The sequence below is a fragment of the Alkaliphilus sp. B6464 genome, from assembly GCF_018141165.1.
Lineage (GTDB): Bacteria > Bacillota > Clostridia > Peptostreptococcales > Natronincolaceae > Alkaliphilus_B.
Map to the genome: position 1 here is coordinate 406,416 of NZ_CP058557.1, position 14,966 is coordinate 421,381.

Genomic DNA, 14,966 nt, shown 5'->3' on the forward strand with positions numbered 1-14,966 from the left:
AACGGCTAATATTTTTTTGTTTTAAATGTTTTACAATATTAACTATAAAGGTCAACCGCTGTTTAAGTTGACCTTTATCTTATTAATCAATAAGGAATCATAATACTATCCTAACAGCCGTCCCCTCTCCACCAAACTCTGGAGGTGAAACAATTAGCTTAATAGGAACTCTACTTTTAAGTTCTTCTACATGGCTTATAATTCCAACACTTAACTTTTCTGAGTGTAGTCTTTCTAGGGCATTCATAACAACTTCAAGTAGGTCACTATCGAGTGTACCAAATCCCTCGTCAAGGAAGAAAAACTCTAATGGTGCACTTCCCTTTAGTTGGATATGGGAGGATAGGGCTAATGCAAGTGATAAAGAGGTTAAAAAAGTTTCTCCGCCAGAAAGTGTATTTGTTGCCCTTCTAATTCCACCGTTAAAATCATCTCTCATTATAAAGTTACCGCTACTATCTAACTCTAGCGCATATCTACTTCTTGTAATTTCTTTTAGCCATTTTGAAGCTTCTTTTGCAATATACTTTAATTGGTTAATAGCTACATACTCTACGAACCTATTACCCTCCAGCATTTTGCTTAATTCTAAAAGAAGGTCCAGCTTATGGGTTATTTTCTTTTCCTCTTTTTTAAGCTCTTTTATGGTTTCCAGCTTTTCTTTAACATCCTTAACAACTTGCTGAACTTCTCCAATTTCCTTGGATTTTTCCTCTTGAGTTTGCTTTTTGTTAGCCAATAACTCCTGTATTTGAATCCAAGCCTCCTCTGTTAAGAGCCTACCATCTAAAGCCTTATTAATTCTGCCTAAGTTATGATCAATATTTTTAACCTCATCGTCATAAGCCATAATTCGTTTTTCTAATTTCTTTAATTGTTCTTCTTCAAATAAGTATTCTTTTATTTCCTCTATGGAACCAAAACCCTGTTCCTTAGTATTTTCTTCTAGTTCTAGTTTTTTTAGACCGTAATCATTTGCTAAATTAACTCTGTTATTCTCTGCAATAGCCTTTTCTTCTACCATCTTTTGCTGCAGAGCTTTACCCCTTTCAACCCTTTCTTTAAGCGCTTTTTCTGCTTCTTCTACCTCTTTTATTTTGTTTTCTAAGGCTACCTTATACTCTTTAGGATTCTTGTTTTCAGCAAGTTTTTTTATTCTTTCAATAGATAAAGCTAGTTGTTTTTTATTTTCTTCTAACTGCTGTTTATTTTTTACTATTTCTAAATTTAAGGAATGTAGCTTCTCTTCTAGGCTCTCTCTTTGTCGATTTTCCACTTCTACAATTTCTCTCAATTTTTTTAGTTCTTTTTCTTTTTCCGATCTTTCTCTATCCCAACTTTTCATTTGATTATATTCGACAGCAATATTTTCAATTTTGAGTTCATCTTTTAATTTTTCATATAATAAGGACATATCCTTGATACTTTGCGATAGCTTATCAATCTTATTGCCTAGTGTATTATAGCTTCCACCATCTTTTTGCAGTTCTATATTTAATCCTGCAATTAATGTATTCGTAGTATTTATATTTTCTTTGTTTTTTTCTATTTCCTCTTCTACTTTAGTTTTACTACTAATATATTCTTCTCTCTTCTTAGCTAATTTCTCTAATTCTTCTTCTAATTCTACAACTTCTTTTCTAATATCCTCAATAGACTGATCTTTAACTAGCTTTTCTATATCTTCTAAATTAGTCTTCTTTATATCTTCTTCTTTAACTATCTGGGCTATGGAAATATCTAGCTTTGTTTTCTCTTCCTTTAAAGCAATTAACATTGTCTCAATTCCATTTAACTCATCGGTTTTATCTATTAAGAACTCTGCTTCTTTGTCCTGTGCAGGATGTGGATGCTCTTTTGAGCCACATACGGGACACGACTGATCTTTATGTAAATGTTTAGCTAGTTGTGCTGCAAAGGATTGCATCTCTAAATTTTTAACTTCTGTCTTTAATACTTCTAGATTTCTTTCCGCTTCATTAATTTGTGAAATATACTGTCCTTGCTTTTTTTCCAAGGAGGATTTTACCATTAATAAGTCTTCTATATCTTTAACTAAAGCTGATTTTTGAATTAAATGTTCTTCCAAGGAAGTTAATTCTCCTTTTTTCTTCTCCAGCTCTATCTTATTTGTAAAAATAAAATTTTCATCCTTTAAAGGAGTTTTCTCCAATAACTTTCCATCTTCAATAAATTTACGTAATACTACTTCTAGCTTTTCTTTTTTATCTAATTCTTCCTTTAGTTTTATTTTATTATTTTCTATAATCTTAGATAAGTCCAAAAGAAGTTTATCATTTTCCTTTTTCTCTAATGATACTTTTTCCATATCCTTTTCCAGCCTATAGGCTTCTTCTAGCCCTTCTCTAATATGGGGCCCTATGTATATTTCCTCTAAATATTTCTCTATTTCCTTTGCTTTTAACTGAAGTTCCAACCTTCTGGCTCTTAGTTTTTCTAATATTTTGGATTTATCTTCATTATGTTTAGTGTTACTTATATAGATTTCTTCAAGGACTTTAATTTCTTTTATTAGTATCTGATTTTGTTCCGCCATCTCCTGGGCCTGTTTACAGTTTTCTATTTTAGCTATTAAATTTGGAAACTGTTCTTCTTTATATGCTAAGGCTTTTTGATGATTTTCTTCTACCTCTTTTAGTTTTTCATTAACCCTTGGTAAGTCTTTTTCTAGTTTTTCTAAAGCTAGATTATTAATACTTATTTTTTCGTCTATAGATCTTAAATTTGTAATGTAAGGCTTTAGTAGGTTAGCCTTTTCACCCATTACAAACCTTCTGCGACTTTCCTCTATTTCTAGCTTCTTTTCTTCTAATATCTTTTTAGTAGCTTCATATATCTTTAGTTCTTCTTGCAAACTCCAAATTCTTTTACTATCTTCATATTCCTTATCTAGCCTTTGTATTTCAGTCTTAAGCTCCTTCTCTTCCTCTAATAACAAAGCGAGTTTGTCTGATACTTCTTTATAATAATCCTCAGTAATACCTTCGTAGCCCTTAAGCTGACCTTCTAAATCTATTCGCTTTACATCATATTTTTTTCTTTCAGCATTAATTTTGTCCATTATCTCTTTACCATACTGCTCTAGCCCGAAAATGCGCTCCAGCATATTTCGTCTTTCCCTGCCAGTTAGCTTTAAAAACTCACTAAACTTTCCTTGTGGAAGAACTACAGATCGGGTAAAGTCATCAGAATTAAGACCTATAACCCTTATTACTTCATTGTTAACACTGGTAACCCCTTCAGCAAGTATGTTTATTTCCTCTCCGTCTATTTCCATTATTCTGGCTAGGGAGGTCTCTATACCGCCACCTTTTTTCCGTCTAATTCCTCTTTCTAAGCGATAGATTTTTCGAGCTTTCCCATCTAAAATTTGAAACTCAAAGCTTACCTCTCCTCTGTCAGCTTCTGTATTAATAAACTCTTTAGAGTCTCTTGCAATATTTCCATATAGGGCTAAGGTTATAGCATCTAATATGGAGGACTTACCACTGCCGGTAGGGCCGAAGATTCCAAATAACCCCTTTTCTACTAACCTATCAAACTCAATTATCTGCTCATTATTAAAGCTATTTATTCCCTTTATTTTTAATAGACTAGGCCTCATCTTCTTTCATCTCTCCCTGTACAATTGTACTAAATAGGTCCATTAGCTCCTCTGTAGGATTAACACCATTTCTATATATGTAGTAGTCCTTAAATAAATCTTCAATCCTCATGGATGCAATATCCGCTATATCCTCTTCTTCCTTCTCCATTTCTTTAAATACGGGTTTAATCTCTACTATGTGAGGACGTAGTTTCTTCATTTCCTTAATTTCTGACTGGGTCATTACCCTATCCGTTTCAATCTCTAAATAAACCCAAATATCCCTTTCACCATCATCTTGACATCTTTTTACGGCATCTTCTATACTTTTACATTTCCACACTTCTATAGGCTTGTAGTTTTTCAAATAAACCTCTTCTACTTTTACCTCTTTTCCCACATTAACATCCACCATATATACACATTTACTATAATGGATTTCCTTTTTACTATATTCAATGGGAGAACCCGAATAATAGGCCTTTAATTTTCCACTGCCTACAACTTTTTGTGGCTTATGTAAATGCCCTAGAGCCACGTAATGGGCATTTTGTGGAAGATGATTGGCATCAACTGTTAAGGAGCCTCCTAGTTGGATTGGTCTTTCGGAGCCAACCTCCTCTCCACCCATAACAAAGAGATGAGAAACAGCTAAATTAATAGTATCCTCCCTATATTTTTCTGATAGATTACTGAAAATCTCCCCAATACGTTCTGAATAGGATCTTCTTCTAGCTTCTTCTTCTATTTCCTCTGAAAGTAGCTCGTTAAGTCTTTGTTCACTAGGGTAGGGAAGGGTAAGTACAACTACCCTTTCCCCTTTAACTTCCATCTCTAAAAATCCTTCCCCAGCATCTACAATTTGAAATGAACCATATTTTCCTATTTCAATAGTGCTTTTTGGCTTCCCAAGTAATACAACTCCATGATCATAAGCTAGAGGGCTGGCAGCCACTAGTCTATCTGGGTTATCGTGGTTTCCTGCAACTATAATTACTGGCCTTTCTCCGTTTCTGGAAAGCCTTTTTACACTGTTATAAAAAAGCCTTTCTGCTTGTGCAGGGGGATTGCTGGTATCATAAATATCTCCAGCAATTAAAATAAGATCTATCTCTCTTTCCTCAACTATATTAACTAATTCATCTAAAAATCTTTCCTGTTCTGCAAGCCGACTATTACCCTCTAGGTTTTTACCTAAATGCCAGTCGGAGGTGTGTAGTATCCTCATATTCTCACCCCTTGATCCACATCAAATAAATATAAATAGGTTTCCTTTACCTTTCTTTCTGTAACTCTCTCCAAGGCTTCCCTATAAAGAGATAGCTGTACTTCATATTTTGCCGCTACACTATGGATATCTCCATTAATTACAATATCATTTTTATAATCCACTAGAACTAGACCATCCTCTTCTTCAAAATAGCAGTCAATAATCCCTTGAACAAGAAGCTTTTCCTCTAGTTCTTCCGAGGATCCATTAATTACATCAACAGCAGATTTTTCAATAATAAAAGGAGATTCCCTATATACTTTCTTTGCCATAAGCATTCTTTTGCCTATCTCACTGTTAAAGTAGTTAAGTATTTTCTCCACATTTACTACCTTAGCTTCCTCTTCTGTAATAAGCTCTCTAGCCACCATAAAATTCACCTGTTGATGAATATTATCTTCACTATCAACATTATTCAAATCTAAATGCTGAAGAACAAAGTGGATAATAGTACCTCTTTCCGCCGCTGTAAAGGCCTTTTTACCTTCCATAAACTTAGGGGACTTAACCAAAATCGGTATTTGATGGACAATGGAATCCATCTCATGAAAATTAGCTCTTTTAATATCCGATACGGATAGCTTAGATGGTATAAATATTGCCTGAGGATATTCATACTGCCAGTTTAATCTACTGTCAATTTCATCTTTATATCCAGTATAGCTATTTGGAGAAAAGTCTTCCCTATTAAAATTAATAAGCTTTTCCTTATATTCCTCTTCCTTTAATAGTTTTTCTTGCTCTTCCAGTATTATGGCTTGTCTTCCTAAAATATTTACTGTCCATTTAGAATCCTCATCTTTATATTTAAAATCATCAAAGTCGAAATCTCCAAGCTGTCTTAAAACCTCACCATCAGGATGTTTTATAAGGGCAGCACCTATCCAATCTAAATAATTCCTTGCATTCATTAAGGAATAGGTGTTATCTACCTTATTCCAATTTTTAACTAATTTATCTATGTTTCGTAAAGAACCTACTACAATAAGCTTATCCTTTGGTCTGGTAAATGCAACGTATAAAATCCTCATTTCCTCCGATAAGCTTTCTATCTTGATCTGATCCTTCATAGCAAGCTTTGCAATTGTATCTCTATAGGTTCTTAACTCAGGGTCTACAAACTTTGGCCCTAGGCCTAGGTCCTTATGAAGTAAAACATCTGCGCTGGTATCCCTAAGGTTAAAGTTCTTCCCCATCCCCGCAGCAATTACTACAGGAAACTCTAAGCCCTTACTTTTATGGATACTCATTATTCTAACCACATTATCATTTTCACTAAGTATTTTTGCCGCACCCATATCGCCCTTACTGCTTTGGAGCTTTTCAATAAACTTTATAAAGTTAAACAAACCCTTAATAGAGGTCTTTTCAAACTGACTAGCACGATCAAATAAAATTCTAAGGTTAGCTTGACGTTGAAGTCCACCAGGCATAGCTCCTACATAATAGTAGTAGCCAGTGTCCATAAAAAGCTTCCAAATAAATTGGTCTATTTTTATATATCTAGCCTCATTGCTCCATTTATTTAGCTTTTCAATAAAGGAAGTAAGTTTACTCTTCAAGTTATCATCATTTTCTTCAATATACTTCTCTATTGCATCGTAATAGGTACCACTTTTGTCGTTTATTCTAATGTTAATTAGTTCCTCTGTAGTAAAGTCACCAACAGGAGAACGCATAACACTTAGTAGTGGAATATCTTGCCTTTTATTATCGATTACCCTTAATAAATTAAGAAACATATTTACTTCTATAGCTTCAAAATATCCTGTGTTGGCATCGGCATAGGCAGGTATTCCTTCCCTAACAAATACCTCTAAAAAGCTTTGGGCCCAGTTTTGTGTTGTTCTTAAAAGCACTACAATATCTTTGTATTCTAGTTTTCTATATGCTCCAATTCGTCCGTCATAAATTTCTTCACTTAGTAACTCCTTAATTCTTTTAGCTACAATACGAGCCTCTACCTCGATGTCTGCCAACTCCTGCAATTCCTCTTCTATATCCTCATCTATTTCCACATTTTTTTCTATCAAATTAACTTCTATAGAGGGATCTTCTATAGGCTCAAAACTAACTCCTTGATATAGGGCAGCTCTATCATCATAGTCTATTTCTCCTAGTTCCTTAGACATAATATGCCTAAATATATAGTTAACACCTCTTAAAACCTCACCCCTACTTCTAAAGTTTTTAGCAAGGTCTATTCTTCTATTAATATCTCCTTCTTTTTCTCCAAAGGTCTCGTACTTTTCAATAAATAGGGTAGGATCCGCTAGACGGAAGCGGTAAATACTTTGCTTAACGTCTCCTACCATAAAAAGATTGTTATCTCGCTTAATTGATTGGATAAGAGTTTCCTGCACAATGTTACTATCCTGATATTCGTCTACAAAAATATATTCAAATCTTTCCTTATACTCTTTAGCCACCAGATCATTAGCTAAAATTTTAAGGGCATAATGCTCTAAGTCGTTAAAATCAACAATACCTCTGTCCGCCTTCTTTTCAGCATATATATTTGTAAACCTTGTAATAAGTTTATATAAATAATCCATTAAAGGGGATAGTCTATTTAAATCATCCACATATTCCTCTGGACTAACAGTAAAGATATTGTCTTTTATATCCTTAATAATATCCTTAGCCTTATCCCTTAGCCCCTTAGCCTCTTCCCTTAAAACTTGATCACTTTCCTTTGAGGTCTTTAATCTATCGTGCTTTACGCTGTTTAACCTATCATAAAATGAGATAATAGGCATATGTAAATTACCATAAAGCTCCCTTATTTGGCCTAAGTCCGAAAGTATGGCTTCTTCGTAGACCTCTGGTCCAGTAGGTTGTTGGGCAATAGTAAGTGCATCGTTTAAAAGATCTATAGCACCCTTTAACTGAATTTCAATTCTACCTTTAATAGTTTTAATCCAAGAACTATCATTAAAGCCTTCAATAGATAGGGAAAATTCCTCTACCTTTTCCTTTAGCCATGCTTCTGGATAGGGCTGACTTTGAATAAAACCATATACTTTTAACACTAAATCCTGTAGTGGTCTATCTTCCCTTGTTCCTCCAAAGGCTTCAACTAATTGAAAAAATACATCATTTGCCCCTTCATACTCATCTTCAAACAACTCTTCTAAGGCTTCTAATCTCATAATGCTGGTTTCTGTAACATCTCCAATTCTAAAGCCAGGGTCCACATCAATAATATGAAAGTGCTTTCTTACCACATCTATACAAAAGGAGTGGATAGTGGTTATAGATGCTCTGTTAAGAAGGTTAATTTGTCTTCTTAAATGTTCTTCTTGATTGGTTTTCTTCTCCATTTCCTCCATTATAGCCCCTGCTATTCTTTCCCTCATTTCCCCAGCAGCAGCATTGGTAAAGGTCACTATCAAAAGCTTATCTATATCAATTTTATCCTTTAAAATAATTTGAATAATCCGCTCAACAAGTACAGCAGTTTTACCAGAACCAGCCGCAGCAGCTACTAAAAGATTACTTCCCCTAGCATCTATGGCAGATTGTTGCTCTCTAGTCCAGTTTCTCATCAGCCTTTCCCTCCTTTTTTATCTTTTCAAGGACTTCATCGGGCTTTAATTCCTTAACATTTTTATATTGATTTTCATGGAAGCTATTATCAAATTGACATATGGAAATATAGGTACAATATTTACAAGAAGTATCTTCACCTTTTTTAAAAGGTTCTATTTTAACATTTCCCTTTAGCATTTCCTCTCCAATTTCCTTAATAAGTCCCCTTACATGCTTAAGTAGGGCTTTAAAATCCTCTTCTGGAAGGGCAGAGGATGTCTTAGATATTTCTCCATCCTTTGTTAATCCTGCTGGAATAACATCAGAGGATCTACCTATCTCTTCATCTATCTTTTTAATAATATTTACATCCTTTAGTACTAATCCTCTCATCTTTAGCTTTTTATTTATTTCCTTTTCTACTTCCTCAACTGCCTTTTCTGTAGTTTTAATCATTGGATCATCTATTTTAAAGTAAAATATACCTCCAGGGTGAACCTCTACCTTATGTTTTTGAGATTGACTAGACAATATTGCATCTAAATAAACCATTAACTGAATTTGAAAGCCATAATAAACATCAGAAAGACTAAAATCCTTACTTCCAGATTTATAATCAATTATTTTAACATAATTTCCTTCTTCATCATTTAATATATCAACTCTATCTATTCTACCTTCTAAATAAATTTTCTCTCCAGTTTCAAGTTCAATCACAATAGGAGGTATATCTCCATCAAGACCAAAATTAATTTCATGGCCCATAGGAACAAATTCACCTTTCTTTACATGCTCTGTTAAGGTCCATATAGCCCTTTTGCTAATTCTTTTTAGCCTAGTAACCAAGTACTTATACCTGTGGGTGCTGAGCATAATACCATGTTCAAACTCTGGTACCATTTCGTCTATAACCTTTTCAACTAAATAATCGCTTTGCTTCCTAGTTAACTCCTTCCACTGGATTTGTTCTGCCATCATTTCCTTGGTAAACTGCTCCATAGAATCGTGGAATAATCTCCCTATATCTGGATTAGACAGCTCATATTCTTTCCTCTCCTTTGGTCTTAAGCCATAGGTCACAAAATGAGAGAATGGACAGTTTGCAAATCTTTCAAGCCTAGAAACACTGGATTTAATAGGATTATCATAAAGACTTCTTGCCTTTTTCTCTCCTATGTAGGTGATTTGATTTTGATGGAATAGTCCCTTAACCATAAGATTACGTCTTTCTTCCCATTTAGAATTGTCAGTGTACCAACCATATACATCCCACCAAACATCTTCCATTGGTTTATCGTCCATTTTTAGTCTTATGTTTTCTGTCATATATTTAAATGTACTAACTGGTGTTGTTATAAGATGAAGCTGTCTATCCAAAGTATTTACAACATCACTTTTTATATTTAAATTTTTAAATAGCTTTTTAAAACGGTCTGCTAAAATAGAAGGCCTCATGGCTCTACCTTCCTGATCTGCCAAGGCATAGCTTATCCACAAATATTCTGTAGGCTTTGAGAAGGCAGAGTATATCATAAACTGTTCTTCTAGTAGTGAAGTTTCTAAAGTAGTGCCTATGGGAAGCCCCTTTTTCTCCAAAGATTCCCGCTCATGATCCAACAGTATTCCACCGTCCTCTTTGCCAGAAGGAAGTATTCCATCGTTTACTCCTACTACAAATAAAGCTTTAATATCATGACTTTTTGACCTTTCTATACTACCAACTAGTACCTGATCTACAGTGGAAGGAATAACCCCTACTTCACATGCTGAAAATCCAGCCTCCAAAATCCTCCCATATTCTTTTAATGTAGTGCTTTCCTCAGCTAATATTTCTGTTAACTGGTCAAGTATCTCCATAATTTTATTCCATATTTGGGTGTTTTCATTTACATACTCAAAATATTTTTGTTCTCTAAGCTCTTCAATCCAGCTATCTAGTTTTTCTTCTATGTTAAGGTTCTTCATAAACTCGAACAACGCCTTTGTAATATCTCCAACCTTCTTTTTACGATAAATCTTTTTTTCAAATTTAGTGAAGTTAGAAATAAATCTTTCTCTTAAATCGTTGTATTTTTCAAGTTTCTCTTCATCGCCTTTTGTAAATGCTTCAGAATAAGCCCTTCCTTTAATGCCATATTGAAGAACATAGTTTTCCAGCTCCTCTACCTCATCCTTTGTTAAATCACTAAAACCGGTTTTTAGAAATCTGAATACGTCCTCATACTGATATCCCCTAGCTAGAATTTCTATGCTAGAGAAAATAAGCTCTATCATAGGATTGTTCATAATAGACCTTTTTTCGTCCATAAAATAAGGTATATTGTACTCTTCAAATACCCTTTTCAATATCATACTATATTGATCCAGTCCACCAGAAACGAGGGCTATGTCCTTCCATCTATAGCCTCTATTACGTACTAAATGAATTATTTGAGCAGCCACGTTTTCCATTTCTGAATAAAGGTTAGAGCCAGCAAAAACCTCTAAATTAATAATTTCATCAGTATATTGCTTATATGGATAGCTATACAACTCTCTTTCTATATGCTCAATCTCTTTAACCTTTGGCAATACCTGTCTTTCAGTTATATCTAAATTGATTACCTCTTCCTCTAATCTTAATTTCTGAGCTATTGCCTTTATTTTTAAATATGTTTTTTGGTTAATCTGGAATAAATCCTTATCTTTTTCCTTAGAATTTAACTCCATAGTAAAGGTAATGGTAATGTTTTTTACCTTCTCTGCTAATTTTTCAATAACCCTAAATATTTGGGGAGTAAAAGTCTGAAACCCATCTATCCAAATTTCCGCACCTTCTAAAAATTGAACTCTCTCAATATTCTCAATAAGTAAGTCCACATGGTCTTCATTATCTACATATCTCCCCTTTAAATAATTATTAAACCTTTGATATAGAAGGGTAATATCCTCTAGCTTTCGCCTTAATATTGTATCTTCCTCCATTTCATTAAGCTCCATAGTCAGCTCAATGGGAGTTATATCGTGCTGTTTCATTTCACATATAAGCTCACTTAATTTTTCAATAAATCCATCTTGCTTGGCAATGGATTTATAAATAGAAAGATCCTTAGAAGATTCATCGGCAATCTTTCTTAAAATCATATTTTTACCTAGATCATTAATTAGCACCCTAGTAATTCCACCAACTTCGCTAAATACATGATGGGCAAGTCTAGTAAAGCTCAATACCTCTGCCCTCATAATACCCTTTAGCTCCTGCTTGCCTATTAAGTCCCGTTCTGCTTGTAGGGTAAACTGTTCTGGAACTAAAAGAAATAACTTATTATCCCCTTCTTCTTGTAATCTCTCTTTTATTTCCTCAAGAGCTAAGTAGCTTTTCCCTCTACCTGCCCTACCAAATATGTATCTAATCGCCATTATATTGCACCTCGTTTCAGTACTGTGTATTAACATAATTATATCATATGTAGAACAGATGTTTTAAATAGAAAATAATCCCTAGAAACTAGTGTTTTAGTTTCTAAGGATCGAATCTTACTGTAGATAATGCCATCATTTATTGTATTGTTAATAGCTTCTTCTATAAACTTCCAAAATAGATACCTACTCAACTTCTTGTCTTTATATTAATGCATTTATAATCATTTCCATGTTCTTTTGCGATATAAAAAACCTCATATTTTTCTCTTAAATATTTTTAGCTGTTGTGCCATAAAATGCTGCTTTATAGATTTCTTTTACATTTTCTGGAGAAGATTGTCTTGGGTTGGTTAATGTACATGGATCATTAAAGGCATTTTGACTCATTCTATCTAATACCTCTAAGAATTTTTCTTCAGTGATTTCAACTTCTGTCACTTCTTTTAAAGTTAATGGAATACCTACTTTCAAGTTAAGAGCCTTCAACTCTTCTACGATATTTTTTATTCCAAGACTATTTTCAATTTTAGTAAATTTATCTGTGGATTTTCGATTATATTCTATAATATAAGGCATTAATATTGCATTGGCTAGACCATGAGTGATCCCAAATTCTCCACCGATCTTATGAGCTAAGCTGTGTATAATCCCCAAGGAAGAATTGGTAAATGCCATTCCTGCGATACAAGAAGCATTGTGCATATCTTCTCTTGCTTGGATATTATTTCCATCGATATAAGCGGTTGGAAGCTGTTTGAAAACCAGTTTGATGGCTTCTAATGCTAATGGGTCAGTATAGCTTGAAGCGTTAGTTGATACATATGCTTCTAAAGCATGTGCCATTACGTCCATTCCAGTATGAGCTGTAATGTGAGGAGGCATTTTTGCTGGTAGGTTTGGATCTAATAAAGCAATATCTGGAGTGATTTCGTAAGAAACCAGTGGATATTTAATATGATTTTGCGTATCTGTTATTACAGAAAATGCAGTGATCTCTGAAGCTGTACCACTAGTAGAAGGAATAGCGATAAATTTTGCTTTTGTTCTTAGTTTAGGGAATTTTCCATTTACTAAATCTTCAAATTTGGTTTCTGGATATTCGTAATAAATCCACATGATTTTGGCTGCATCTAAGGCTGAACCTCCGCCGATGGCAATGATCCAATCTGGGTTAAATGCTGCCATCTCTTGACCACCACGAATGACTGTTTCTATAGATGGATTCGGTTCAACACCATCCACGATAGAGACTTCCATTCCTGCTTTTTCTAATTGTTTTTTAGCCTCATCTAAAAATCCAAACCTTTTCATAGAACTTCCACCCGTCACAAGGGTTGCTTTCCTTCCCTCTAAAGTAGATAAATATTCTAATGCTCCCTCTCCAAACACAATATCCCTTGGTACTCTAAACCATTTTAATGACATAATTTTTCATCCTCCTATTTTTTTAAAATTATTTTATAATCTTGCATCGATGATTGATGAATTAGCAACAAAAACATTGGTTTTAATATCATATTTTTTACTCAACCATATCATTTAATTTTTCTTTATACACAATTTGATATATTATGCACAATTTGATATGTTATATACCTTAAAATTATATTATAATAATACAATAACATATAGTTAAAAATATAACAACGTGTTATGTTATAAGTACCAGTTGTTATTTTAAGTATAATGGGCTTAACACAAAATCGCCCCCTCAAAATAAATAAAGGAACGATTCGTTTAATGATTTATATACTTTTAATTTAGATATTGACTATTGCTTGTATCTCTAATAATTTTATCTATATATTCTCTTATAACTAATTTAATTGTAAAATACAATATTCCTAAAAAACAGCTAAGAAAAAATAACTTAATAGACCCTTATCTTTTTTTCTTCAATGAAAAGTCCAATTAACATTGGTAATTCATAAATTCTATACTAAAGCAAATGTTATCTTCTACTATACTGTAAGTTATTTCGGCCTTATTTTTAGATAGTAGCTCTTTACAAATAAATAGCCCCAGACCTGAACTTACCAGTTGTAAGTCTTCATAATTGTATTTGATAAAAGGCTCTAACAAATGGTTCTTTAACTTCTCTGGCATAGGTCTGCAATTATTACATACGGTTATTTTAAAAGGATTTTCATTGTATGATTTAATATATATGTTTTTATCACTACTATATTTAATACCATTTTCTATAAGATTTTTAAAGGCGATTCTAATTTCTTCTTTTCGTTATAAAAAGCATAGTTAAAAAGGTGTGAAGGCGTATAAAAGGGGTAGCTAAAGATACCCAGTAGTACTTAAACTTAATTCTAAAGCTAATTATTAAATATAAATCTAATCCTTCGATTACTGTAATAAAATCCTTTAAATTATCTACTTCTTTGATAGAATATTTACAGGCCCTTGGTATATGTTACCATACCATCATGATTTCGTGATGATAATTAATGATAGGTTAACATAATTGTTAGAGTTTTCTTATTAGTAAGTTTTACTAGCATAATAGGTTATAAATTATACAAATAATATTATGATTAAACATAAGATATTGACAGTCCTATTAAGTCACAAAATCCATGTAGCAAAACACAAGCAGTTAAGGATTTACTCTTTAAATATAAGCTCCCATATAAAAATCCGCTTAAAGTTTGTATACTAACCATAAGTAAGGACCACCATCCAAAATCTTTGTACAAATTTAAATGCATAAGTCCAAATAAAATAGATTGGATCATATTAACATATGTTATATTTAAATTTAAACTATTTAAACCATGTATAAGAAACCCTCTGAATAATACCTCTTCACTCAGAGCAGGATGAATAAAAATGAACAGAACACTTTTTATTGCAATCTTAGATAAATATATATCTCTAAATAAAAAATATCTAGGAATAACTATTGATATTCCAATAATAATAGAAATAATAAATATAAATAAAAATAGATGAAAATTTAATTTCCAATTATAATTTTTAATTTTATCAGTTATTACAATAAAAATTATCATCAGCATTATCATGATGCCAGTAATAAGTTTTTCATTCACTAAATAATTTAGTGAATATAACATTATTACTGCAACCAATAGTAATAACCAAATGAAAGAAATAAATAGTTTTTTCCTACTAGGATTTATGTTG

General features: G+C 32.9%; 7 protein-coding genes. All 7 read right to left on the reverse strand.

The window, feature by feature from the left end; translation table 11 throughout:
- Positions 1-97: 97 nt before the first annotated feature.
- Positions 98-3,625, reverse strand: a complete 3,528-nt coding sequence (locus HYG84_RS01875; RefSeq protein WP_212380274.1) for an AAA family ATPase — start codon at positions 3,623-3,625, stop codon at positions 98-100.
- Positions 3,615-4,835, reverse strand: coding sequence for an exonuclease SbcCD subunit D (locus HYG84_RS01880; protein WP_212380276.1), 1,221 nt, complete (start codon positions 4,833-4,835; stop codon positions 3,615-3,617). The genes HYG84_RS01875 and HYG84_RS01880 overlap by 11 nt, the downstream gene beginning before the upstream one ends.
- Positions 4,832-8,425 (reverse strand): helicase-exonuclease AddAB subunit AddA, encoded by a 3,594-nt coding sequence (addA, locus tag HYG84_RS01885; RefSeq protein ID WP_212380278.1) that lies wholly within the window; start codon positions 8,423-8,425, stop codon positions 4,832-4,834. Before addA ends, HYG84_RS01880 begins: the two co-directional genes overlap by 4 nt.
- On the reverse strand, positions 8,409-11,807 hold the full coding sequence (addB, locus tag HYG84_RS01890; protein ID WP_212380280.1) for a helicase-exonuclease AddAB subunit AddB: 3,399 nt from the start codon (positions 11,805-11,807) through the stop codon (positions 8,409-8,411). Before addB ends, addA begins: the two co-directional genes overlap by 17 nt.
- 270 nt (positions 11,808-12,077) lie before the next feature.
- On the reverse strand, positions 12,078-13,235 hold the full coding sequence (locus tag HYG84_RS01895) for an iron-containing alcohol dehydrogenase (RefSeq protein WP_212380282.1): 1,158 nt from the start codon (positions 13,233-13,235) through the stop codon (positions 12,078-12,080).
- A gap of 486 nt (positions 13,236-13,721) precedes the next feature.
- Positions 13,722-14,039: an ATP-binding protein gene (locus HYG84_RS20800; protein ID WP_212382033.1), complete on the reverse strand. Its 318-nt coding sequence runs from the start codon at positions 14,037-14,039 to the stop codon at positions 13,722-13,724.
- Positions 14,040-14,356: 317 nt separating this feature from the next.
- The gene (locus tag HYG84_RS01905) at positions 14,357-14,833 is read right to left on the reverse strand and encodes a CPBP family intramembrane glutamic endopeptidase (RefSeq protein ID WP_212380284.1); all 477 of its coding nucleotides are present in this window, start codon (positions 14,831-14,833) and stop codon (positions 14,357-14,359) included.
- Positions 14,834-14,966: the final 133 nt, after the last annotated feature.